General features: G+C 67.0%; 24 protein-coding genes and 1 tRNA gene. 12 read left to right on the top strand and 13 right to left on the bottom strand.

Annotation, left to right across the window (positions count from 1 at the left end):
- The first annotated feature begins 224 nt into the window (after window positions 1-224).
- Entirely contained in the window at window positions 225-650 is a 426-nt protein-coding gene (rnk, locus tag ACZ48C_RS16740) for a nucleoside diphosphate kinase regulator (protein ID WP_119257301.1), read from the top strand.
- Window positions 651-804: 154 nt separating this feature from the next.
- Window positions 805-1,329, top strand: coding sequence for a hypothetical protein (locus ACZ48C_RS16735; protein ID WP_464781797.1), 525 nt, complete (start codon window positions 805-807; stop codon window positions 1,327-1,329).
- Between the two features lie 117 nt (window positions 1,330-1,446).
- Here the strand turns inward: ACZ48C_RS16735 and gdhA are convergent, their stop codons facing one another.
- Together gdhA and ACZ48C_RS16725 are read right to left on the bottom strand one after the other, a co-directional pair.
- Entirely contained in the window at window positions 1,447-2,799 is a 1,353-nt protein-coding gene (gene gdhA, locus ACZ48C_RS16730) for an NADP-specific glutamate dehydrogenase (protein WP_464781796.1), read from the bottom strand.
- A gap of 90 nt (window positions 2,800-2,889) precedes the next feature.
- Entirely contained in the window at window positions 2,890-4,032 is a 1,143-nt protein-coding gene (locus ACZ48C_RS16725; RefSeq protein WP_245424849.1) for an HPP family protein, read from the bottom strand.
- 10 nt (window positions 4,033-4,042) lie between these two features.
- Here ACZ48C_RS16725 and ACZ48C_RS16720 point away from each other — a divergent pair, with 10 nt between their 5' ends.
- A complete protein-coding gene (locus ACZ48C_RS16720; RefSeq protein ID WP_464781795.1) occupies window positions 4,043-4,195 on the top strand; it encodes a hypothetical protein in 153 nt (50 codons plus the stop codon).
- Window positions 4,196-4,224: 29 nt separating this feature from the next.
- On the opposite strand, the gene ACZ48C_RS16715 is transcribed toward ACZ48C_RS16720, so the two are convergent.
- Window positions 4,225-4,311, bottom strand: a tRNA-Leu gene (locus tag ACZ48C_RS16715).
- Between the two features lie 91 nt (window positions 4,312-4,402).
- Complete coding sequence (locus tag ACZ48C_RS16710; RefSeq protein WP_464781794.1) at window positions 4,403-5,833, bottom strand: phosphohexomutase domain-containing protein; 1,431 nt, start codon at window positions 5,831-5,833, stop codon at window positions 4,403-4,405.
- 147 nt (window positions 5,834-5,980) lie between these two features.
- On the opposite strand from ACZ48C_RS16710, the gene ACZ48C_RS16705 reads away from it, so the two are divergent.
- Window positions 5,981-6,367, top strand: coding sequence for a BA14K family protein (locus ACZ48C_RS16705; RefSeq protein WP_464781793.1), 387 nt, complete (start codon window positions 5,981-5,983; stop codon window positions 6,365-6,367).
- 56 nt (window positions 6,368-6,423) lie between these two features.
- Here ACZ48C_RS16705 and ACZ48C_RS16700 read toward each other — a convergent pair whose 3' ends face one another.
- A complete protein-coding gene (locus ACZ48C_RS16700) occupies window positions 6,424-6,723 on the bottom strand; it encodes an Rdx family protein (protein WP_464781792.1) in 300 nt (99 codons plus the stop codon).
- 179 nt (window positions 6,724-6,902) lie between these two features.
- Here ACZ48C_RS16700 and ACZ48C_RS16695 point away from each other — a divergent pair, with 179 nt between their 5' ends.
- A complete protein-coding gene (locus ACZ48C_RS16695; protein WP_424547716.1) occupies window positions 6,903-7,352 on the top strand; it encodes a DoxX family protein in 450 nt (149 codons plus the stop codon).
- A 17-nt stretch (window positions 7,353-7,369) separates the two neighbouring features.
- Here the strand turns inward: ACZ48C_RS16695 and ACZ48C_RS16690 are convergent, their stop codons facing one another.
- Window positions 7,370-7,741 carry a response regulator gene (locus ACZ48C_RS16690; protein WP_119257294.1) on the bottom strand — a complete coding sequence of 124 codons (372 nt, stop codon included), beginning with the start codon at window positions 7,739-7,741 and terminating at the stop codon, window positions 7,370-7,372.
- Window positions 7,742-7,918: 177 nt separating this feature from the next.
- On the opposite strand from ACZ48C_RS16690, the gene ACZ48C_RS16685 reads away from it, so the two are divergent.
- Window positions 7,919-8,680 (top strand): Crp/Fnr family transcriptional regulator, encoded by a 762-nt coding sequence (locus tag ACZ48C_RS16685; RefSeq protein ID WP_119257293.1) that lies wholly within the window; start codon window positions 7,919-7,921, stop codon window positions 8,678-8,680.
- Window positions 8,681-8,683: 3 nt separating this feature from the next.
- On the opposite strand, the gene pyrC is transcribed toward ACZ48C_RS16685, so the two are convergent.
- From pyrC to ACZ48C_RS16660, 5 genes are all read right to left on the bottom strand, one after another.
- Window positions 8,684-9,724 (bottom strand): dihydroorotase, encoded by a 1,041-nt coding sequence (pyrC, locus tag ACZ48C_RS16680; RefSeq protein WP_242219363.1) that lies wholly within the window; start codon window positions 9,722-9,724, stop codon window positions 8,684-8,686.
- A gap of 58 nt (window positions 9,725-9,782) precedes the next feature.
- Window positions 9,783-10,406, bottom strand: a complete 624-nt coding sequence (locus ACZ48C_RS16675; RefSeq protein WP_464781791.1) for a nucleoside triphosphate hydrolase — start codon at window positions 10,404-10,406, stop codon at window positions 9,783-9,785.
- On the bottom strand, window positions 10,403-11,179 hold the full coding sequence (locus ACZ48C_RS16670; protein ID WP_424547720.1) for an ATP-binding cassette domain-containing protein: 777 nt from the start codon (window positions 11,177-11,179) through the stop codon (window positions 10,403-10,405). Before ACZ48C_RS16670 ends, ACZ48C_RS16675 begins: the two co-directional genes overlap by 4 nt.
- Complete coding sequence (locus ACZ48C_RS16665) at window positions 11,179-12,279, bottom strand: ABC transporter permease (RefSeq protein ID WP_464781790.1); 1,101 nt, start codon at window positions 12,277-12,279, stop codon at window positions 11,179-11,181. The genes ACZ48C_RS16670 and ACZ48C_RS16665 overlap by 1 nt, the downstream gene beginning before the upstream one ends.
- 260 nt (window positions 12,280-12,539) lie before the next feature.
- Window positions 12,540-13,565, bottom strand: coding sequence for a sugar ABC transporter substrate-binding protein (locus tag ACZ48C_RS16660; RefSeq protein ID WP_119257288.1), 1,026 nt, complete (start codon window positions 13,563-13,565; stop codon window positions 12,540-12,542).
- Between the two features lie 286 nt (window positions 13,566-13,851).
- On the opposite strand from ACZ48C_RS16660, the gene ACZ48C_RS16655 reads away from it, so the two are divergent.
- The 3 genes from ACZ48C_RS16655 (at window position 13,852) to ACZ48C_RS16645 (ending at window position 16,308) form a co-directional block, all read left to right on the top strand.
- On the top strand, window positions 13,852-15,081 hold the full coding sequence (locus ACZ48C_RS16655) for an ROK family transcriptional regulator (protein WP_464781789.1): 1,230 nt from the start codon (window positions 13,852-13,854) through the stop codon (window positions 15,079-15,081).
- The gene (locus ACZ48C_RS16650) at window positions 15,081-15,509 is read left to right on the top strand and encodes an RbsD/FucU family protein (protein ID WP_464781788.1); all 429 of its coding nucleotides are present in this window, start codon (window positions 15,081-15,083) and stop codon (window positions 15,507-15,509) included. Before ACZ48C_RS16655 ends, ACZ48C_RS16650 begins: the two co-directional genes overlap by 1 nt.
- A gap of 73 nt (window positions 15,510-15,582) precedes the next feature.
- The gene (locus tag ACZ48C_RS16645) at window positions 15,583-16,308 is read left to right on the top strand and encodes a type 1 glutamine amidotransferase (protein ID WP_464781787.1); all 726 of its coding nucleotides are present in this window, start codon (window positions 15,583-15,585) and stop codon (window positions 16,306-16,308) included.
- Here ACZ48C_RS16645 and pdxR read toward each other — a convergent pair.
- Window positions 16,283-17,722: a MocR-like pyridoxine biosynthesis transcription factor PdxR gene (gene pdxR / locus ACZ48C_RS16640; protein ID WP_464781786.1), complete on the bottom strand. Its 1,440-nt coding sequence runs from the start codon at window positions 17,720-17,722 to the stop codon at window positions 16,283-16,285. The genes ACZ48C_RS16645 and pdxR overlap by 26 nt on opposite strands.
- Window positions 17,723-17,763: 41 nt before the next feature.
- On the opposite strand from pdxR, the gene ACZ48C_RS16635 reads away from it, so the two are divergent.
- The 3 genes from ACZ48C_RS16635 (at window position 17,764) to ACZ48C_RS16625 (ending at window position 19,842) form a co-directional block, all read left to right on the top strand.
- Window positions 17,764-18,486: a pyridoxamine 5'-phosphate oxidase family protein gene (locus tag ACZ48C_RS16635; RefSeq protein ID WP_464781785.1), complete on the top strand. Its 723-nt coding sequence runs from the start codon at window positions 17,764-17,766 to the stop codon at window positions 18,484-18,486.
- A gap of 278 nt (window positions 18,487-18,764) precedes the next feature.
- Complete coding sequence (locus ACZ48C_RS16630; protein WP_318910530.1) at window positions 18,765-19,511, top strand: F0F1 ATP synthase subunit A; 747 nt, start codon at window positions 18,765-18,767, stop codon at window positions 19,509-19,511.
- 121 nt (window positions 19,512-19,632) lie between these two features.
- Window positions 19,633-19,842: a hypothetical protein gene (locus tag ACZ48C_RS16625; protein WP_464781784.1), complete on the top strand. Its 210-nt coding sequence runs from the start codon at window positions 19,633-19,635 to the stop codon at window positions 19,840-19,842.
- Window positions 19,843-19,846: 4 nt separating this feature from the next.
- Here ACZ48C_RS16625 and ACZ48C_RS16620 read toward each other — a convergent pair whose 3' ends face one another.
- A complete protein-coding gene (locus ACZ48C_RS16620; protein ID WP_464781783.1) occupies window positions 19,847-20,845 on the bottom strand; it encodes an aldo/keto reductase in 999 nt (332 codons plus the stop codon).
- Between the last annotated feature and the right edge of the window lie 123 nt (window positions 20,846-20,968).

Below are 20,968 nucleotides of genomic sequence, written 5' to 3'. Positions count from 1 at the left end.
CATCATAAGGGCATGATGACGACGCACGACCTCGCCCGATTTCTGAAACGGTTGTTTCCTCTCGCAGGATACTAGCCCCTCGGCTTGGTCGCGTCGCGCCCCGGCCGTGGGGCGATAGCGGTTCCGTGATTTTCGAGAACCGCGCCGAAATAGCGCGACATCATTTCCCAGTTTTCTTCACTCCTGCGCGCCCTCCGGGCCGCATGGACCCGTGCGAGGCCACCATGACCGCCACCAAGACCAAGGGCCGCCGGCCCTCCATCACCATCGCCCGTTCCGAGCACGCGCGTCTTTCCAACCTCGCCGACATGCTGGCCGAGCGCGATCCGCACGCCGCCGAGCAGCTTGCCGCCGAGCTCGACCGGGCGAAGGTCGTCGACGACGCCCGCATGGCGCCGGGCGTGATGCGCATCGGCTCGACCGCCGAATTCCAGATCGACGACGAGGCGCCGCAGACTGCCGAACTCGTCTTCCCGAAGGATGCCGACATTTCGCGCCAGCGCATTTCCGTGCTGACGCCGGTCGGCGCCGCCCTTCTCGGCCTTTCCGCCGGCCAGTCCATCGAATGGGCCGCCCGGGACGGGCGCGTGCGCCGTCTCAATGTCATCGCCGTCCATGCCGGCGCGCCGGACACGGCCCGCGCCTCGTAAGGCCCTTCGCCATGAAGTTCCTGTCCTTTTCCCAGTCCGGGCGCATCGGAGGTTGTCTCGTCGCAGGATCGTGACCCCCTGCGCCGCATGCGCGGCCAGGGGGCGTCTCCACCATGAAAGAGGACACCCCGCACAAACGCGGGCAGGATGGAGAATGACGATGGGACGGGATCCCGGATTGCTCACGGCGCGGGACGGCTATGTGCTGGAAAAGCTGCTGCACGACCGGCCGCCGCTGACGGACGAATGGTTCAGGCTGCTGAAGCGCAAGCTTTCGCTGGGACGCCTGCCGCTGGATGCCCCGCTGCCGGCGGGGCTTGCGACGGTCGATGCGCGCATCACCTTCCGCTGCGCCAGCGGGCTGACCGACAGCCGCACGCTCTGCCTGCCGCGCGTCTATGCGCCGGGCAGCGCCTTCCTGCCCGTCACCACCTTCTACGGCCTTGCCCTCCTCGGGCTGCGCGAGGGCGAAACGATCCATTTCGACCGGCCGGAAGAGCGGCGCGACTGGCTGGTGCTGGAAAAGGTGCACTATCAGCCGGCCGCCGCGGAGATACCCGACCTTGCGCCCGACGCCCGGCCGGCGTTCCGGCTCATTGCGGGCGGGCTTGCGGGGCGCGGCTTCGTCGCCGCCAACGAAAACGGCCCCGGATCGGGTCCGGGGCCGTCGGCTGCATGAGGCTGAAGGCCAGAGCATTTCCAGTAAAAGTGCGAAGCGGTTTTGCGTTCGGAAATGCGACAACAAAGAGCCGGAGCGTTTTCGCGATTCGGAGAAACGCGAAAACGCTCCGGGCGATCAGATGACGCCCTGGGCGCGCATGGCTTCGGCCACGCGGGTGAAGCCGGCAATGTTGGCGCCGAGCACGTAGTTGCCCTTGGCGCCGTATTCCTCGGCCGTCGCCGCGCAACGGTTGTGGATGCCTTCCATGATCTGGCCGAGACGCGCGCGCGCGGTCTCGAAGCTCCAGCTGTCGCGGCTGGCGTTCTGCTGCATTTCCAGCGCCGAGGTGGCGACGCCGCCGGCATTGGCCGCCTTGCCGGGGCCGAAGAGCACGCCCGTCTCCTGGAAGGCACGCACGGCGTCCGGGGTCGAAGGCATGTTGGCGCCCTCGGCGACGGCGATCACGCCGTTCTTGATCAGCGTGCGGGCATCCTTGCCGGACAGCTCGTTCTGCGTGGCGCAGGGCAGCGCGACGTCGCAGGGCACGTCCCAGATCGAGCCCTTGCCGGTCGGGATGAAATGCGAGCCCTTCTTGACGCGGGCATATTCCGACATGCGCTCGCGACGCACTTCCTTGATCTCCTTGACGAGATCGAGGTCGATGCCCTCCTCGTCGACGATGTAGCCGCTGCTGTCCGAGCAGGCCACGACCTTGGCGCCATAGGCGATGGCCTGTTCCATGGCGTAGATCGCGACATTGCCCGAGCCGGAGACGGTGACGCGCTTGCCGGAGAAGTCGGTGCCCTTGGTGGAGAGCATGGCTTGGGTGAAGTAGACCGCGCCGTAGCCGGTCGCTTCCTTGCGCACCAGCGAGCCGCCGTAGCTGAGGCCCTTGCCGGTGAAGACTCCGGCTTCGAAGCGGTTGGTGAGGCGCTTGTACTGGCCGAACATCCAGCCGATCTCGCGGCCGCTGACGCCGATGTCGCCGGCCGGCACGTCCGTGTGCTCGCCGAGATGGCGGTGCAGCTCGGTCATGAAGGACTGGCAGAAGCGCATGATCTCGAGGTCGGACTTGCCCTTGGGGTCGAAGTCCGAGCCGCCCTTGCCGCCGCCGATCGGCAGGCCCGTCAGCGCATTCTTGAAGATCTGCTCGAAGCCGAGGAACTTGATGATGCCAAGATTGACGGAGGGGTGGAAGCGAAGGCCGCCCTTATAGGGGCCGAGCGCCGAATTGAACTGCACGCGGAAGCCGCGGTTGATCTGCACCTGGCCCTTGTCGTCGATCCACGGCACGCGGAAGATGATCTGGCGCTCCGGCTCGCAGATGCGCTCGATCAGCGCGTCCGTCAGGTAGCCGGGGTGCTTGGAGACGACCTGGCCGAGGCTTTCCAGCACTTCGCGCACAGCCTGGTGGAATTCCGGTTCCGCCGGGTTGCGCTGCAGCACCTGGGCAAGGATGGGTTCAAGCTTCTCGTCGACAGTCGCCATGGCGACACTCCTTTCGTCTCTCTCGGTCTTACATTTTCTGAATGGCGCCGCCGCTCTGCCGTGCGGCGGGATGACATCGTGCGGGCATTTTCAGATCCCCTGTCCGTGGCCGCCCATCAGGGCGGGCGAGCCGGTCTGGGAAAGGCTCTTTGCGAGCGTGGCCAGAAGATCGGTCTGGGAGATGATGCCGACGACGCGGCGCGCCTCGTCGATCACCACCACGGCGTGGATCATGCCGTCGGTGAGGCGCGGGATGAGGCCGATCGCGCGGTCCGAGGGACTTGCCGTCGCGGCCTCGGACACCGGCAGATGGGCGGAGGGCACTATTGCGGCGAGTTCGCGCAGCCCCACCGTGCCGACCAGACGGCCGCCGTCGAGCACCGGCAGCGTGCGGATATCGTGATCGAGGAGGAGCGTGCGCGCCTCGTCGGCGGTGGCTCCCGCCTCGACCGTCACCACGTCGCGGGACATGATGTCGGCGCAGGTGAGCTCGCCGCGCTGGCGAAGCAGCGCCTGCAGCTCGACCTGCCGCAGCAGGGTGTCGAGGTCGGCGCGGCTGATGTCGAGCGTTTCGTTGAGGTTGGCGACGGCGGCGTCGATATCCTCGGTGTTGAAGCCGACGCGGAAGGCGGCCGGCGGGTCGGCCGTCTTGTGCGTATTGACGGGAGCGACCGTCTGGCGGTGCGGATACTGCCGTCCTGAAAGGCGATGGAACACGATGCCGAGGGCGACCAGCATCATCGAATTGAGGGCGACCGGCACCAGCGGGAACCAGAAGCCGGCCCGGGTGACCGCCGCACCGCCGATGACCGCGGTGAGCGCCGCCGCGCCGCCCGGTGGATGCAGCGAGCGGGTGAGCGACATGGCGAGGATCGCAAGCGCCACGGCAAGGCCGATGGCGATGGCCGGATCCTTGACGAGCGTCAGCACCGTCACGCCGACGAAAGCGGAAATCGTGTTGCCGCCGACGATGGACCAGGGCTGGGCCAGCGGACTTGCCGGCACCGCGAAGAGCAGCACGGCCGAGGCGCCGACGGGCGCGACGATCAGCGGCAGGTGGACATCGTTGCCCATGAAATAACCGCAGACGAGGCCGGTGAGGCAAATACCGATCAGGGCCCCGAGGCAGCCGATGAGGCGTTCCTTGAGCGTGGCGCCGGCGAGAATGGGACTGAACAGCCGGAATTTAGACAGAATGCCCGCTTTTCGGGCATCGTGTTGAGATTGGCCCACGATGATCCTGATGTCAGAAAGGCAGTTGATTATTTTCAAGGCTTATGTGCCGATCGCGCCCGTCACGCAAGGGCGCGAGGGGAAGATTCTGCTTTGCCGGAAAAGAAGCGGTGCGAGCCTGCTGCAGGGCAACAAAAAAGCCCGGCAAGGCCGGGCTTTTTGACATATTCCGGAAAATCCGGAACGGGAATTTGGTGCCCAGAAGAGGACTCGAACCTCCACACCCTTTCGAGTACCAGCACCTGAAGCTGGCGCGTCTACCAATTCCGCCATCTGGGCGACGGAGAGCCATGTAGAAGGCCCGCCCTCCGGTGTCAACAGGCTTTTTGAAGTTTTCGCAACAGCTTGGCGAAAAGCTTCGAAAAGCCGCTCAGCGGCTCATCGCCCATTCGCGGATGCGGGCGAGGCCGGCCTCCAGCAGGCGGACGGCGGCGGTCTCGTCGGCGGCCTCCACGTAGCAGCGCATTTCCGGCGCATTGCCGGAGGGGCGGAAATGGATGACGCTTGCATCCTCCAGCGTCACGCGCAGCCCGTCGATGTCGCTCACCTTCCGGGGCACGCCGATGGGCGCCAGGAACGCAGCGAGCGGGCCGGCGCCCGACCGCAGCTCCGCCATCAGCGCGGCGCTCGTCTCGACCGGAAAATTCTCCAGCCGGTCGCTCGCGGCGGCCGGCAGTGCAAAGCCCACGGCGATCTGCGAGAGCGGGCGCTCCTCGGCCGCCCTCAGCGCCAGCACGGCGAGGATCGGCATCAGGCTGTCACGGGTCGGCAGCGGCGCGAGCGTTTCGCCGTTCACCGTGAAGGGCGTCGCCGTCAGCGTTCCGCCATTGGCCTCGAAGCCGGCAACGGCGGTCTCGCCCGCGGCGACCGCCTCGTTCATCGCGGCGATCACATAGGGCGAGCCGACTTTCGTGCGCAGCACCCTGCCGCCGACCGCGGCCTCGATGCCGGAATTGGAGGTAACGGGGGTCGCAACGACGCTCGCGCCGAGGAAGCGGCTGGCGATGAGGCCGACGAGGTCGCCGCGGATCGGCGCGCCGGTCTCGTCAGCGACGAGCGGCCGGTCGCCGTCGCCGTCGGCAGAGACGATCGCATGCAGGCCATACTCCAGCGCCCACTGCTGCAGGAGCGCGACGGTCTCGGCGGAGACGGCCTCGGTATCCACCGGAACGAAGCTCTCCGACCGGCCGAGCGCGACGACATCCGCGCCGTAATGAGCGAGCACCGAGACGAAGAGATCGCGCGCCACGGTGGAATGCTGGTAGACGCCGACGCGAAGGCCGGAGAGGCTGCCCTCCGGCAGAAGCCTGCGGTTGCGTTCGCCATAGAGCGCCATGGCGGCCTCGTGGCGATCCTCCGCGCTTTCCTCAGCGGCATCGAAGACCGTGCCTTCGGCGCGGATCGCCTCGGCGGCGGCGGTGATCGCCGCCTCGTCCGCCTTGTCGATCTCGCCGTCCGGCCGGTAGAACTTGATGCCGTTGCGGTCGGCGGGAATGTGCGAGCCGGTCACCATCAGGCAGGCGGCCCGGCCTTGAAGGCCGAGCAAAGCCAGCGCCGGCGTTGGCAGCACGCCGCAATCGCGCGGGGCAAGGCCCGCCTTGCGCAGCGCGGCGATGGCGATGGCGGAAATGGCGGGGCTGGAGGCGCGAAAGTCGCGACCGACCAGGATCTCGTCGCCCGGCCGGGCAAGGCCCGCCGCCAGGAGATGGCGCGCGAAGGCCGTGGCGTAGAGCGCGCTCGCCGGCCCTTCCAGATCCACCGACAGGCCGCGCAGGCCACTGGTTCCGAATTTCAGGCTCATGCTGTCCTCACGCCTCTTGCGGATCGAAAATCCGGCGATACATCCCCTTCATGCGGGGCCGCGATCATGAATAAAACAAAATGCGTGAACGTAATACAAAACAGGGACGTGACCGGGAAATATCCCGCCAGAAACAGTGAGGATCACATGTCGAAGATTCGAAATCTCGTTTTCGGTTGCGCAATGGGCATCGCCTCCGCAATCGCGCCCATGGGGGCGGCCGAGGCCGCTCCGCTCGCCGTGCCGGCCATGAATGCACAGGCGCAGAACAACGTCACCGAGGCCCAGTTCTGCGTCGGCTATGGCTGCGGCTGGGAACGCCGCCCCTATTACCGGCGTCACCACTACCGGCCCTATTACGGCTACGAGCGGCGCTACTATCGCCCACGCTACGAGCGCCCACGCTATTATGGCGGCGGGCGGAGCGCGCATGTGCGCTGGTGCCTCAACCGCTACCGCACCTATGACCCGGGCAGCAATCGCTACCATGCGGGCGGCGGCATCTACCGGGTGTGCTATTCGCCCTACCGGTAAGCCATGGGGCCGGATCGGCACCGATGAACGGCGGGCTCCGGCCCGCCGTTTTTGTTTCACGGAGGGTCGCTGCCGGCGCGGTCGGTGTGCCCGAGATCGCGCTCCGGCTCGATGATGTCGCGTACGCGCTGCTTCAGCTCCTTCGGGCCGGGAAAGCCGCCGTCGCGCTTGCGCTCCCAGACGAGCGTATCGCCGACACGAATCTCGAAATTGCCGCCGGTGCCGGGAATGAGCGCCACTTCGCCGAGCGAATCGGAAAAGGTCGACAGCAGCTCCTGGGCCATCCAGCCGGCGCGGAGCAACCAGTTGCACTGGGTGCAATACAATATGGAAACGCGCGGCTTCTGCCCGGACATGCCGATCTCCCTCTTCGATCCGCGCAGCATATAGCAGGAGGCTGCGCTTGGCACGCCGCGCGTGGCCACCGCTCACGTAAATGTCACCTTAATTTATCAAGTTTTGTCGCGGGACATCTTGCCGCAGCCGGCTTCATCGCCGAGAGATGCCGCACTGCAACATTCCGACAGGAGCCTCCATGACCGAGCTTGCCACCAACCGTCCCCGCCTCATCGTTCCCGCGCTGGGCGGTCTCTATGCCGCCTTGCATGACGGCGCCGAAACGATCCTGCGCGTGGCCGCCGGCCTGCTTCTCGCCACCCACGGCTATGGCAAGATTCTCAACCCCTTCGGCGCGAGCGGCATGGTGGAGAGCCTCGGCTTCTATCCGGGCGCCTTCTGGTCGCCGCTGCTTTCGGCGACCGAGTTCTTCGGCGGCATCCTCATCGCGATCGGCCTCTTCACGCGTCCGGCCGCCTTCGCCGCGACGATCGTGCTGGCCGTCACCATCTATTTCCACGGCGTGGTGCAGGGTGAAGGCGTGATGGGCGCCGAGAAATCGATCCTCTGGACGCTCATCCTGTTCTTCTTCGCGATCCGCGGCGCCAACGGCCATTCCGTCGACGCAAAGCTCGGCCGTCAGTTCTGATCGGCCTTACGGAACGGCTACGGCGTTTGCCGCAGCCGTTCCCGGACGAGCGCAAGCAGCGTCTCGCCGTCATAGGGCTTGCGGGCGACGGGAATGACCTCGAAGCCCTCCACACCGCCGGCATGCAGATCGCCGAGGCTGGTGAACAGCAGCGGCACGCGCGCCTCGACCAGCCGCTCGATGCGCCTTGCGGCCGGCGAGGCGTCGAGCGGCACATCGAACAGGCAGAGATCGACATCCGCCAGCGCCGCCGCATCCCATTGGTCGACCTGCTCCGGCCGGAGCAGCGTGATACGGCAATCGAGTGCCGACTTGATCAGATACTCCGCATCGAGCGCGATCAGGAATTCGCGTTCGGCGATCAAGATGTGCGGCAGAGAAGGCTTCATGGCGCCCGCACTCCTATCCATGTGTCATCCATGTGGAGCCGCGAAGGGAGCGGCTCGGGAGGGCGGACTGTGGGCCGGGGGGCAGAGGGTGTCATTTAAATAAGACATAGTGCCTGCGCGATGGAACAAGCGCGCGCGTGCCGCGTTTGCATGGCCAGTCCCGAGAGCGGAGGCACGATGGCGAGCGGAACGGCGGCCAACCAGAAAACCCGATGGCGCACGCCCTGCCAGCAGTGTCCCCTGCGCAGTCTTCCGGATTTCCGCGATTTTTCAGCGAAGGAGCTGGAGTTCGTCTCGCAGTTCAAGAGCGGGGAACTGTCCGCCGAGCGCGGCGCGACGATCCTCGTCGAGGGCATGCACAGCGCCCATCTCTTTACCGTGCTCTCCGGCTGGGCGTTCCGCTACAAGCTGCTGCCGGACGGGCGGCGGCAGATCATGAACTATGTGCTGCCCGGCGACCTCATCGGCCTCCAGGGCAGCCTGATGGGGGAGATGGACCATTCCGTCGAGGCGCTGACATCCGTGACGCTCTGTCTCTTCGAGCGCTCCAAGCTGGGACGGCTTTTCGAGCGCCATGCCTCGCTCGCCTACGATCTTACCTGGATCGCGGCGCAGGAGGAAAGCATCCTCGACGAGCACCTGCTCAGCGTCGGGCGGCGCACGGCGCTGGAGCGCACCGCCTATCTCATTTCCTTCCTGCACCAGCGCGCCCATCTATCCGGCATGAGCGGCGGCAAACGGGTCGTCCCGATCACCCAGCAGCACGTGGCCGATACGCTCGGCCTGTCGCTCGTCCATACGAACAAGACGTTGCGCAAGCTGGCGGACCGCAAGCTGATGCGCTGGCAGGATCGGGGCTGCGAAATTCTCGACCCCGAGGGGCTGCTGGCGCTGGCGGGCTGGGAAGGGCTGCAGCGCGGACCGCGGCCCTTCATCTGATGGCTAGGCTACATCCCAATGCAGCGGGAACATCGGGTCGAACACCGTCACCGGCCCCGCCCCGGTCTCGATCTTGGCCGGGAAGGCCACGGCCTCCTCGCGCCTGACGAGGCGGATCGTCTCCTCGTTCGCCGGCAGGCCGTACCAGGCCGGGCCGTTCAGCGAAGCGAAGGCTTCGAGCCTGTCGAGCGCGCCGTCCTGTTCGAAGACATGGGCAAGGCAGCTCATCGTGTTGATCGACGTGTAGACGCCGGCGCAGCCGCAGGCGCATTCCTTCAGGGGATCGACATGCGGCGCGCTGTCCGTGCCGAGGAAGAAGCGCCTGTCGCCGGACGTAGCGGCGGCGCGCAGCGCCAGCCGGTGCTCCTCGCGCTTGGCGACGGGCAGGCAGTAGTAATGCGGCTTGATGCCGCCGACGAGGATGGCGTTGCGGTTGATGATCAGGTGGTGCGTGGTGATCGAGCCGGCGAGGTTCTCCTTCGCCGCCTTGATATAGTCGACGCCGTTCCTCGTCGTCACATGCTCCATGGTCACGCGCAGCTCGGGCAGGCGCTTGCGCAGCGGATCCAGCACCGTCTCGATGAACACGGCCTCGCGGTCGAAGATGTCGACCTCGGGTGTCGTGACCTCGCCATGCACGCAGAGCGTCAGGCCGATCTTCGCCATGCGCTCCAGCACCGGCATCGCCTTGTCCATGTCGCGCACGCCGCCATGGGAATTGGTCGTCGCGCCGGCGGGGTACAGCTTCACCGCGCGGATGAGGCCGCTCCGGTAGCCGGCTTCCACGTCGTCGGGATTGGTGTGCTCGGTGAGATAGAGCGTCATCAGCGGCTCGAAGCGATCGCCCTTCGGCACGGCGGCGAGGATGCGGTCGCGGTAGGCGGTGGCATCGGCAGTGGTGACGACCGGTGGCACCAGGTTCGGCATGATGATGGCGCGGGCGAAGTGGCGGCTGGTATCGCCGATCACGCCTTCGAGCATGGCGCCGTCGCGCAGGTGCAGGTGCCAGTCGTCAGGCCGGCGAATGGTGATTTCGGTGGTCATCGGCGTATCTCCAGTCTCTGGAGTTGCGATAGCACCCGAAGGGACGACCGACAATTCCTCAAAAAAGGTCGATATGGAGATCGGCGGGGCGGGAATTCTCCAGGATGCGCTTTCCGTTGGGCAGGTCGTTGCCGTAGAGCTTCCAGCCGATCTGGTCCTCGGGCAGCGCATACCCCAGCCAGCGCTGGCGCAGCCGCTCCTCCAGCACCGCATAGGGCGGGCCGACGAAGATGGTGAAATCGAAGACGCCATCCAGCCCGTCCCACGGCGCGTCCTTGAAAAGCAGGTAGTTGCCTTCGGCGAGGATGAAGCGCGTTTCCCGCGGGATGGCGCGGGCGGCATTGATGGCGATCTCGCGCGAGCGGTCGAAGACCGGCACCAGCACCTCGCCCTCTGCCCGTTTCAGGGCGTGGACGATATCGATGAAGCCGCGGGCATCGAAACTCTCGGGCACGCCCTTGCGCGGCAGCAGGCCCCGCGCGGCGAGGATGCCGTTATCCATGTGGAAGCCGTCCATCGGCAGGATCTCGGCGCTCTCGCCTTTCGCGACAAGACCCTCCCGGAGGGCTTCCGCCAGCGTCGACTTGCCGGCGGCAGGAGGGCCGGCGAGGCCGACGAGAAAGCGGCGCGCGTCTCCCGCGCGCCGCAAGAGTGCATCCACGATCGTGGCAGGCGAGATCATGCGGCAACGGCCTCCGGCACCTTGGCCCCCGTCATGAAGGCGACGGCATCCGACATGGTGTAGTCCTTCGGGTTGATGACGGTCAATCGGCGGCCGAGGCGGTGGATATGGATGCGGTCCGCCACCTCGAAGACATGCGGCATGTTGTGCGAGATCAGCACGATCGGGATGCCGCGTCGGCGCACGTCGAGGATGAGCTCCAGCACGCGCCGGCTCTCCTTGACGCCGAGCGCTGCCGTCGGCTCGTCGAGGATGATGACCTTCGAACCGAAGGCCGCTGCGCGGGCCACGGCCACGCCCTGGCGCTGGCCGCCCGAAAGCGTCTCCACCGCCTGGTTGATGTTCTGGATCGTCATCAGGCCGAGTTCGGAAAGCTTGTCGCGGGAGAATTTCTCCATCGCGCTCCGGTCGAGCTTGCGGAAGACGCTGCCCATGACGCCGGGCTTCCTGATCTCGCGACCGAGGAACATGTTGTCGGCGATGGACAGCGCCGGCGAAAGCGCGAGGTTCTGGTAGACGGTCTCGATGCCGGCTTTCTGCGCGTCGATGGGCGAGCGGAAGCTGACCGGCTTGCCTTCGAGGCGGATTTCGCCCTCGTCCGGCGTGATGGCGCCGGAAATGGCCTTGATCATCGAGGACTTGCCCGCGCCGTTGTCGCCGATCACGGCGAGGATCTCGCCGGGATAGAGGTCGAAATCGGCATTGTCGAGGGCGGTGACGCGGCCGTAGCGCTTGACGAGACCGCGTGCGGTGAGAATGGGTTCGAGAGCCATCAGCCTGCTACCTTTCTGATCCACTGGTCGATTGCGACTGCCGAGATAATGAGGACGCCGATCAGGAGATAGGTCCATTGCGGGTCCGTGCCGATGAGGCGAAGGCCGAGCGAGAAGACGCCGACGATGAGCGCCCCGAAGATCATGCCGAGGATCGAGCCGCGCCCGCCGAAGAGCGAGAGGCCACCGATCACCACGGCGGTGATGGATTCGATATTGGCGAACTGGCCGGCGGTCGGGGAGACCGAGCCGATGCGGCCGATGAGCGCCCAGCCGGCGAGCGCACAGATGAGGCCGGACAGCGTATAGACCGAGACCAGCATGCGCTTGACGTTGACGCCGGCCAGTTCCGCCGCGTCGGGATCGTCACCGACTGCATAGACATGGCGGCCCCAGGCGGTGTGGTTGAGCACGTACCAGAGGACGGCGACGAGCAGCACCATGGCGATGACGCCATAGGTGAAGACGGCGCTGCCGAGCTTGAGGTTGTTGCCGAAGAATTGCAGCAGCGGGGCCTGCGTGGCGATATCCTGCGAGCGGATCGTCTCGTTGGCCGAATAAAGGAAGTTGGAGGCGAGGATGACCTGCCACATGCCGAGCGTGACGATGAAGGGCGGCAGCTTCATGCGGGCGACGAGCAGGCCGTTGATATAGCCGCAGAGCGCGCCGCAGGCGAGGCCACAGGCGACCGCCACCACCGGCGGCAGGCCGTAGCGGAAGGTGAACTGGCCCATGACGACGGACGACAGCACCATGATCGCACCGACCGAAAGGTCGATGCCCGCGGTCAGGATCACCAGCGTCTGCGCCGCGCCGACGATGCCGACGATCGCCACCTGCTGGAGGATCAGCGTCAGCGTGAAGGCGGAGAAGAACTTGCCGCCGAGAACGGCGCCGAACACCGCCACCGAGAGCACCAGCACGATCAGCGGCACGGCCGATGGACTGCCGTGCAGGAAATGCTGGAACTTCTGGATGGCCGTCTTGTCGTTCGTGTCGAAGGAGGCCACCTGCGTCGAACTGCCGGTGAGCACCTTCTCGAATTCCTGTGATGGCTGCGAGGACTGTACGCCCTGCGAGGCCGCCGTCGTTTCACTCATGATCCTGTTCCTCCCTTCCGTGTGCCGACCGTCGCGGCATTGCCGGATGAAATGATGCACGGACGCATTGCGCGCACCTGCCGCCTGGAAGCGGTCCTCCCCTGCGAATGCGGCCTTGCCGCCATTCGCCCTGAAAGGGTGCCCACGTCTTTTCGCGATTGTCAAAAGAAGGGTGCGCTCGGGGCCGCTCGCCCGGAAATCACCACCCGATCCGTCCGTGGCGGATGGCCGGCCCGGTCATGCCGGGCCGGCGCCAGGGCTTAGCCCCAGCACTTGTCCTTGCCGGCCTTGGTGTCGATGGAATCGACGCCCTCTGCCGGCTTGTCGGTGACGAGCGCGACGCCCGTGTCGAAGAAGTCCTTGCCTTCGGTGGCCTTCGGCTTCTCGCCCGTGTCGGCGAACTTCTTGATCGCCTCGATGCCGAGGGCGGCCATCATCAGCGGATATTGCTGCGAGGTCGCGCCGATGACGCCGTCCGCGACGTTCTGCACGCCCGGGCAACCGCCGTCGACGGAGACGATCAGCACGTCCTTCTCGCGGCCGACGGCCTTCAGCGCCTCATAGGCACCGGCGGCGGCCGGCTCGTTGATCGTGTGGACGACGTTGATCGTCGGATCCTTCTGCAGGAGGTTTTCCATGGCGGTGCGGCCGCCTTCCTCGTTGCCGTTGGTCACGTCATGGCCGACGATGCGCGGATCGTCCTCGTCGCCGATCTTGTTGATGTCCTTCACGTCGATGCCGAAGCCCTTCATGAAGCCCTGGTCGCGCAGGACGTCGACCGACGGCTGGGAGGGCGTCAGGTCGAGGAAGGCGACCTTGGCGTCCTTGGCGGCATCGCCGAGCGTGGCGGCGGCCCACTTGCCGATCAGCTCGCCGGCGAGCAGGTTGTCGGTGGCGAAGGTCATGTCGGCAGCGTCGAGCGGCTCGAGCGGGGTATCGAGGGCGATGACCAGCATGCCGGCGTCACGCGCCTTCTGCACGGAGGGAACGATGCCCTTGGTATCGGATGCGGTGATCAGGATGCCCTTCGCGCCGTCGGCGATGCAGGTCTCGATGGCCGCGACCTGGCTTTCCGAGTCGCCGTCGATCTTGCCGGCATAGGCCTTCAGCGTGACGCCGAGTTCCTTGGCCTTGGCTTCGGCGCCTTCCTTCATCTTGACGAAGAAGGGATTGGTGTCGGTCTTGGTGATCAGGCAGGCGCTGACATCGGCGGCGGAAGCCGGCGAAGAAAAGGCCACGCCGAGCGCAAGCGCGCCGAGAGCGGCGGAAACGATGGTCTTCTTCATGTAATCCTCCCAAGGACGAAACGGGATGCGCCCCTCTCCTGGGGGCATCCGGTCGCAGGAGCCGGCGGTTCCTCCACCGGCCAACCGTGCTTCCGATGATGATGAGACCACCAAAAGAAATGCCTGTCAATAAATAAATCGAATTGAATTATTAATTCGATGTGGCATGCTGCGGGCAAAGAAGGGGTGGAAGCCCTGGCTGCATCGTTTCCGGTGGAAGAGCGGAGCGTCAGCCGGTAAGAGGACCGGGATCGGCGCATGGCGCCAACCGGCACGGGAGGAGACGATGAGAAAGCACGCTGCGACGGCGCCCGCCGCGCCGGCCGAAATCCTCGATCCGAGCGGCGGCGCCAACCAGGTGCGCGTGCGCGCCTATAACGAGCGGCTCGTCATGTCGCTGGTGCGCCGGCACGGCAGCCTCTCCAAGGCCGAGATCGCCCGGCGCAGCGGCCTTTCCGCCCAGACCGTCACCGTCATCATGCGCGCGCTGGAGGCCGAAGGGCTGCTGGTGCGCGGCGCGCCGATGCGCGGCAAGGTCGGCCAGCCCTCGGTGCCCATGCTGCTCAACCCGGATGCCGTCTATTCCTTCGGGCTGAAGATCGGCCGCCGCAGCGCCGATCTCGTGATGATGGATTTCGTCGGCGGCATCCGCCGGCAGGTGCGCCGCACCTACCCCTATCCCATGCCCGGCCCGCTGCTCTCCTTCGTCGAGGAGGGGCTTGCCGAGCTGGAGGCCGCAATCACACCGGACGAGCGCGCCCGCATCACCGGCTTCGGCGTCGCCGCGCCCTTCGAGCTGTGGAGCTGGGCCAGCGAGGTCGGCGCGCCGCAGGCCGACATGGACCAGTGGCGCGGCGTCGACCTCGGGGCGGAGATCGCCCGGCGCGTGCCCTATCCGGTCATGCTGCAGAACGACGCGACGAGCGCCTGCGCGGCCGAGCTCGTCTTCGGCCGCGGCCCGCAATATCCCGATTTCCTCTATCTCTTCATCGGCTCCTTCATCGGCGGCGGCGTGGTGCTGAACTCGGCGCTCTTCACCGGCCGCACCGGCACGGCGGGCGCCATCGGCCCGCTTCCCGTGCAGGGCCGCGACGGCGAGACGGTGCAGCTCCTCAAGATCGCCTCGATCTACCGCCTCGAAAACCTGCTGCGCCAGCACGGCATCGACCCCACGCCGCTCTGGTATTCGCCGGACGGCTGGATCGACTTCGGCGCGCCGCTCGACATCTGGATCGACGACATGGCGGCGGCGCTCGCCCAGGCGGTCGTCGCATCGGCCTCGGTCATCGACTTCTCGGCGGTGATCATCGACGGCGGCTTTCCCGAATGGGTGCGCGAGCGCGTCGTCGCCGAGACCAAGGCTGCGATCGACCGGCTCGACCTTCAGGGCGTCACCCTGCCCGAGATCGCCGAGGGCGCCGTCGGCAGCAGCGCCCGCTCGATCGGAGGGGCCAGCCTGCCGCTCTTCTCCCGCTATCTTCCCGACCAGAACGTTCTCTTCAAGGAGCTTGCCTGATGCTGAAAGGCCTCGATCCCATCCTGAGCCCCGACCTGCTCGCCACGCTGCGCGCCATGGGCCACGGCGACGAGATCGCCATCGTCGACGGCAACTATCCGGGCGTCGAGCATGCCCGCCGGCTGGTGCGCCTCGACGGCGTGGCGCTGATTCCCGCGCTCGATGCCGTGCTTTCGGTCCTGCCCGTCGACGGTTTCGTCGAGGAGGCGATCTTCCGCTCCACCTATCGCCAGGAGCGCGACCGGCTGGAGCCCGTGCACCGCGAGATCATCGACTGCTGCGCGCGGCACGAGCCGGACCGCGCCGTGGTGCCGCTGGTCGGTGCCGATTTCTACAACCGCGTGCGCGCCGCCCACACCATCGTCCAGACGAGCGAGCCGCGGCTCTATGCCAATGTCATCCTGCGCAAGGGCGTGATCTATCCGTGATACCGTCTTGCTCTCCCCTTGAACGAAGCGGTGCGACGTGATTGTCTCGCGCGACATCGAAAGGGAGTTCGGCATGCGGGTTCTGGTGGTGGAGAACGACAGGGTGACGCTGCTCGGGCAGATCGGCGCGGCGCTCGACGAAGCGGGCGCGGAGCTCGACATCTGCCGGCCCCATGCCGGCGATCCGTTGCCGGCGGACGAAAGCGGCCATGACGCCATCGTCGTGATGGGCGGGCCGCAGAACGCGCTGGACGACGAAAGCCACGCCTATCTCCCGGCGCTTGCCGCCCTGATGCGCCGCTTCGGCGAGGCGGACAAGTCGGTGCTCGGCGTCTGCCTCGGCAGCCAGCTGCTGGCGCGGGCCTATGGCGCGGCGAACCATATCGGCACCGCGCCGGAATTCGGCTGGTGCACCATCGCGCTCACCCCCGACGGCGCGGGCGATCCCGTGCTGTCCGCCGCCGCCGGCGCCTTCCCGATCTTCCAGTGGCACAGCGACACCTTCTCCCTGCCGGAGGGCGCGGTGCGGCTCGCCACCAACGATGCCGCGCAGAACCAGGCCTTCCGCCTCGGCCGCGCCAGCTACGGCACGCAGTTCCATTTCGAGGCGAATCGCGACGTGGTCGAGGAATGGGTGCGGATCTTCCCGGACCATATTGCCGGCCTTGCGCCCGGCTGGCTGGAGCGACGCGCCGCGCTCGCCGCCGAAAGCGGCCCGGTTGCCGAGGCCACCGGCCTTGCGCTCGCCCGCGCCTGGGTCGCCACGATCAAGGTCACTGAAGCCCGCCGCGTGGCATAGCATCCGCGAAGCGCCGCGCCGCCGCGCCCAGCACATCCGGCGCAAAGCCCGAAAAGCCGATCACGAGGCCCTGCCGCGGCGGGCGGGTGACGGCCATGGCGGAAAGGGCGCGGGCGCCGAGCCCGGCGCGCCGGGCGATCTCGACCGCCGCTACGTCCCCGAGCGCTTCCGGGAGGCCGGCGACGAGGTGGAGGCCCTGATCGGGCACGTCCACCGAAAGGTTTCCCGCCGAGAGCAACCCCGCGACCAGCGCATCGCGCGCCGCCTGCGCCCGGCGCCGGGCGCGGCGCAGATGCGCGGCGAAATGGCCTTCGCGGATGAGATCGGTCAGCGCCGCCTCGGCGAGCGTCGGCGGGCTGCGGTCGCTGCGGCTGCGCAGGGCCATTACGGTCTCCAGCAGCGGATCGGGAATGACGGCATAGCCGAGGCGAAGCCCCGGGAAGAGCACCTTGGAGAAGGTGCCGAGATAGATCACCCGGCCACTGTCATCCATGCCCTGCATGGCGGCGAGCGGCGGGCCGGCGAAGCGGAACTCGCTGTCGTAGTCGTCCTCGACGATCCAGCCGCCCGTCGCCCGCGCCCAGTCGACGAGGGCGAGGCGGCGACGCATGCTCATGGTCACGCCGAGCGGAAACTGGTGCGAAGGCGTCACGTAGGCCGCGCGGGCGCCGGCCACCGCGCCGGCGATATCGGCCCCCTCCGCATCGACGGCAAGGCCCGACAGATGCAGGCCGTTGCCGGCGAAGGCGGCGCGGGCGCTCGGATAGCAGGGATCCTCGACCATCACGCGGTCGCCCGGGGAAAGGGCGCTGCGAATGACGAGGTCGAGCCCCTGCTGCGTGCCCGTCGTGACGATGATCGAGCGGGCCTCGCAGCGGACGCCGCGCGCCTGCCGGAGATAGGCGGCGATCGCCTCGCGCAGCGCAAGCCCGCCGCGCGGATCGCCATATTGGAAATGTTCCGGCCCCGGCCGCGCCAGATGGCGCGAAAGCAGGGTGCGGAAGATGTTCAGCGTGCGCGCATCGGCCATGGCGACGCCCAGCGTGCCGGGAAGCGGCATCTTCGGTTCGACGATCTCCGCCTCCGGGAGCATGGCGGGCTTCATGCTGGGCACGCGGTCGGCGACGAAGGTGCCGGCCCCGGTGCGAGCGACGGCATAGCCCTCCGCGATCAGCATCTCGAAGGCCGCGACGACGCTGCCGCGCGATGTCTTCAGGCGCTGCGCGAGATCGCGAGACGGCGGCAGCTTGCTGCCGGGCGGAATGTCGCCCGCCTCGATCAGCCGGCGCAGCTCGCGGTAGAGCGCGGGCGTGCGCCGCCCCGCCGCCGGCAGGACGGGAACGAGCGACGACCAGTCCGGAAGATTGGCCTGAATTTTTTGCCTTGAATTGGTACTTTTTCGATCCAATGCCATGATGCACCCTGGCCTTCCATTCCCTGAAAGGCAAGAGCCGCATGAGCGTCGAGACCGAAACCGCCCCCTATCCCGTCACCCCGCGCAACCGCGTCAAGCGCATGCACGAGCGCGCCAGCTATGACCGCGAGGCCGTGCACGCCGTTCTCGACGCGGCCATGCTCTGTCATGTCGCCTATGTCATCGACGGCCAGCCCTATGCCACGCCGACACTCTTCTGGCGCAAGGGCGACACGCTCTACTGGCACGGCTCTTCGGCAAGCCGCATGCTGCGGCACCTGAAGGCCGGCACGCCCGCCTGCCTCACCGTCGCGCATCTCGACGGGCTGGTCCTCGCCCGCTCGGGCTTCAACCATTCGGCCAACTACCGCTCCGCCATGTGCTTCGGCACCGCGCGGCTGGTGGAAGACCCGGAGGAGAAGAACGAGGCGATGCGCGACGTCATCGACCGGTTCTATCCGCAGCGCAGCGCGCTGCTGCGTCCCATCACGCCGCAGGAGGCGAAGGCGACGACGATCATCGCCATGCCGATAGACGAGGCGGTCGCCAAGGTGCGGGCGAAGGGGGTCGGTGACGACGAGGAGGATTTCGCCCTTCCCATCTGGGCCGGCGTCATTCCCGTCACCACCGTGCTCGGCGCCGTCGAGCCCTGCCACCGGCTGGTGCCGGGCGTCGACAGGCCGGAAACGCTCTCCCTCTTCCCCGAGGGGGGCCGGCTGGACGATTCGCTTCTGACCGGCCAGCGCCTTTACGACGGCGGCTGAACCAACCGATCCTCGCGACGGACCTCCGGCCCTGCCGGGGTCCGTCCTTGCCATTTTCAGGCGCAGCGGGTAGACAGATCCGGCGCGGGACGGCCCGCGCCTTTGTTCGTTCCGGGGACGGCCCCTTTTCTCGCAGTCGAGACGAGGATGGCCTGTTGAACCCCGCTCACCCTTTTTCCCTGAAAACCCGTCTCGCGCCTCCCCGCGCCGCATGTCGACTTTGCGGGTCGCGGCCCGGCGGATCCGCGTGTACACTCATGTCTTTGCGAGGATAGATCATGGCCGGCCCCATTCAGCAATTCGAGATCAAGCCGCTCATTCCCCTCGAAATCGGCGGGGTGGACCTCAGCTTCACCAATGCCTCCGCCTATATGGTGCTGACGGTGGCGACGGCGACGGGCTTCCTGCTGCTGGCGACCCGGCGGGGCAGCCTGGTTCCCGGCCGCTGGCAGATGAGCGCCGAACTCGTCTACGATTTCATCGCCAGGACGCTGCGCTCCAATGCGGGCGAGCAGGGCATGCGCTTCTTCCCGCTGGTCTTCTCGCTCTTCATGTTCATCCTCGTCGCGAATCTCATCGGCATGTTTCCCTATGCCTTCACCGTGACGAGCCAACTCATCGTCACCTTCGCGCTCGCCATCACGGTCTTTACGACCGTCACGCTCTACGGCCTCTTCCGGCATGGCGCGGGGTTCCTCCGCCTCTTCGTACCGTCCGGCGTTCCGCTGGTCCTGACGCCGATCATCGTGCCGATCGAGGTGATGTCCTATTTCTCGCGGCCCGTCAGCCACTCCGTCCGTCTCTTCGCCGTCATGCTCGCCGGCCATATCACGCTGAAGGTCTTTGCCGGCTTCGTCGCCTCGATGACGGGGCTGGGAACGCTCGGCGTGCTGGGCGCCATCCTGCCCTTCGCCATGACGGTGGCGCTGACGGCGCTGGAAATCCTGATGGCCGTCATCCAGGCCTATGTCTTCGCCATGCTGACCTGCATGTATCTCAACGACGCGCTGCATCCGAGCCACTGACAACCCGCCCTGTGCCGAAAATGCACAGGGCCGAGCCGTCGCCGTTCACGCAATCGAAAGGGGCGTGCGGTAAAGGGAGGGTGGATCACAACGGGGCCATCCCATGCAGATAGCCGGCATCATGAACACGGCCCTCCGGGGCATGGCGGGCGAGACGGCGCGCCTCGACCGGGCGGCGCAGACGATCGCGGAGGCACCGGCCGGGGCCGATGACCCGGCAGAGAGCATGCTGGACATGATCTCCGCCAGGATCGGCTTTCGTGCGAATGCCGCCGTCTTCGAGACGGGTGCGGACCTCTGGCAGGTCCTTGCCACGATCAAGCGCGACTGATCCTCTACCGGTTCGCCATTGAGGCCATGCGCTGCGGATAGCGCCCGCCGGCGACCCGCGCCGGCGACAGCAGCTCGCCGAGCCGCGCGGCCTCCTCCTTCGTCAGGGCGACATCGGCGGCGGCGACGTTCTGCTCGAGATGCGGCACCTTGCTGGCACCGGGGATCGGCACGATGAAATCGCCCTGCGCCAGCACCCAGGCAAGCGCGAGCTGCGCGGGGGCCACGCCCTTCTCCTTCGCCATCTCCTCCAGGAGCGCCACCAGCGCCAGGTTGGCATCGAAGTTTTCCGCCTCGAAACGCGGCAGCGAGCGGCGGAAATCGTCGGCCGAGAGGCCGTCGAGCTTCTTCAGCGCGCCGGTGAGAACGCCGCGGCCGAGCGGGCTGAAGGGCACGAAGCCGATGCCGAGTTCCCGGCAGGTTTCCAGAACGCCGTTCTCCTCCGGGTCGCGGGTCCACAGCGAATATTCGCTCTGCAGGGCGGATATCGGGTGTACGGCATGGGCCCGGCGGATCGTCTCGGCGCCGGCTTCCGACAGGCCGAGCGCCTTCACCTTGCCCGCGCGCACCAGCTCCGCCATCGCGCCCACCGTCTCCTCGATCGGCACGGCCGGATCGACGCGATGCTGGTAGTAGAGGTCGATGACCTCGACGCCGAGCCGCTTCAGCGACGCCTCGGCGACGGCCCGAACATTTTCCGGCCGGCTGTCGGTGCCCGTGATCATCTCGGCGGAAGGCTTCGTGTCGTCGATGCGGAAGCCGAATTTCGTGGCGATCACCACCTTGTCGCGCACCGGCTTCAGCGCCTTGCCGACGAGGATCTCGTTCCGGTAGGGGCCATAGACCTCGGCCGTATCGAAGAGGGTGACGCCAAGATCGACGGCGCGATGCAGCGTCCTGATCGCCGCCGTCTCGTCGCTCGAAGGGCCGTAGGCGTGGCTCATGCCCATGCAGCCGAGGCCGAGGGCGGAGACGTCGAGGCTGCCGAGTTGTCTGTGTTTCATGACAGGATCCTTTTGCTTGCGACCGGGAGGCGGTCCATGCGCCGGGCAGCGGCTCACCCGCCCTCATCCGGCGAAACGCAATCTACGGCGCGCCGCTTCATCTGAAAATTGCTGCAAAAGCCA

The sequence above is a fragment of the Shinella sp. 1A1 genome, assembly GCF_055379515.1.
The sequence above is the reverse complement of the archived record's forward strand: the minus strand, read 5'-3'. Positions and strand labels throughout refer to the sequence as shown.

Excerpts from the sequence above, each read along its gene's own strand:
- gdhA (WP_464781796.1), bottom strand. The coding sequence starts at position 2,799 with ATGGCGACTGTCGACGAGAAGCTTGAACCCATCCTTGCCCAGGTGCTG.
- pyrC (WP_242219363.1), bottom strand. The coding sequence starts at position 9,724 with ATGACCACCGAAATCACCATTCGCCGGCCTGACGACTGGCACCTGCAC.
- ACZ48C_RS16710 (WP_464781794.1), bottom strand. The coding sequence starts at position 5,833 with ATGAGCCTGAAATTCGGAACCAGTGGCCTGCGCGGCCTGTCGGTGGAT.
- ACZ48C_RS16685 (WP_119257293.1), top strand. The coding sequence starts at position 7,919 with ATGGCGAGCGGAACGGCGGCCAACCAGAAAACCCGATGGCGCACGCCC.
- ACZ48C_RS16735 (WP_464781797.1), top strand. The coding sequence starts at position 805 with ATGACGATGGGACGGGATCCCGGATTGCTCACGGCGCGGGACGGCTAT.
- ACZ48C_RS16620 (WP_464781783.1), bottom strand. The coding sequence starts at position 20,845 with ATGAAACACAGACAACTCGGCAGCCTCGACGTCTCCGCCCTCGGCCTC.
- ACZ48C_RS16645 (WP_464781787.1), top strand. The coding sequence starts at position 15,583 with ATGCGGGTTCTGGTGGTGGAGAACGACAGGGTGACGCTGCTCGGGCAG.
- ACZ48C_RS16690 (WP_119257294.1), bottom strand. The coding sequence starts at position 7,741 with ATGAAGCCTTCTCTGCCGCACATCTTGATCGCCGAACGCGAATTCCTG.
- ACZ48C_RS16675 (WP_464781791.1), bottom strand. The coding sequence starts at position 10,406 with ATGATCTCGCCTGCCACGATCGTGGATGCACTCTTGCGGCGCGCGGGA.
- ACZ48C_RS16705 (WP_464781793.1), top strand. The coding sequence starts at position 5,981 with ATGTCGAAGATTCGAAATCTCGTTTTCGGTTGCGCAATGGGCATCGCC.
- ACZ48C_RS16655 (WP_464781789.1), top strand. The coding sequence starts at position 13,852 with ATGAGAAAGCACGCTGCGACGGCGCCCGCCGCGCCGGCCGAAATCCTC.
- ACZ48C_RS16630 (WP_318910530.1), top strand. The coding sequence starts at position 18,765 with ATGGCCGGCCCCATTCAGCAATTCGAGATCAAGCCGCTCATTCCCCTC.
- ACZ48C_RS16670 (WP_424547720.1), bottom strand. The coding sequence starts at position 11,179 with ATGGCTCTCGAACCCATTCTCACCGCACGCGGTCTCGTCAAGCGCTAC.
- ACZ48C_RS16635 (WP_464781785.1), top strand. The coding sequence starts at position 17,764 with ATGAGCGTCGAGACCGAAACCGCCCCCTATCCCGTCACCCCGCGCAAC.
- rnk (WP_119257301.1), top strand. The coding sequence starts at position 225 with ATGACCGCCACCAAGACCAAGGGCCGCCGGCCCTCCATCACCATCGCC.
- ACZ48C_RS16665 (WP_464781790.1), bottom strand. The coding sequence starts at position 12,279 with ATGAGTGAAACGACGGCGGCCTCGCAGGGCGTACAGTCCTCGCAGCCA.
- ACZ48C_RS16660 (WP_119257288.1), bottom strand. The coding sequence starts at position 13,565 with ATGAAGAAGACCATCGTTTCCGCCGCTCTCGGCGCGCTTGCGCTCGGC.
- ACZ48C_RS16700 (WP_464781792.1), bottom strand. The coding sequence starts at position 6,723 with ATGTCCGGGCAGAAGCCGCGCGTTTCCATATTGTATTGCACCCAGTGC.
- ACZ48C_RS16720 (WP_464781795.1), top strand. The coding sequence starts at position 4,043 with ATGTCAGAAAGGCAGTTGATTATTTTCAAGGCTTATGTGCCGATCGCG.
- ACZ48C_RS16650 (WP_464781788.1), top strand. The coding sequence starts at position 15,081 with ATGCTGAAAGGCCTCGATCCCATCCTGAGCCCCGACCTGCTCGCCACG.
- pdxR (WP_464781786.1), bottom strand. The coding sequence starts at position 17,722 with ATGGCATTGGATCGAAAAAGTACCAATTCAAGGCAAAAAATTCAGGCC.
- ACZ48C_RS16695 (WP_424547716.1), top strand. The coding sequence starts at position 6,903 with ATGACCGAGCTTGCCACCAACCGTCCCCGCCTCATCGTTCCCGCGCTG.
- ACZ48C_RS16625 (WP_464781784.1), top strand. The coding sequence starts at position 19,633 with ATGAACACGGCCCTCCGGGGCATGGCGGGCGAGACGGCGCGCCTCGAC.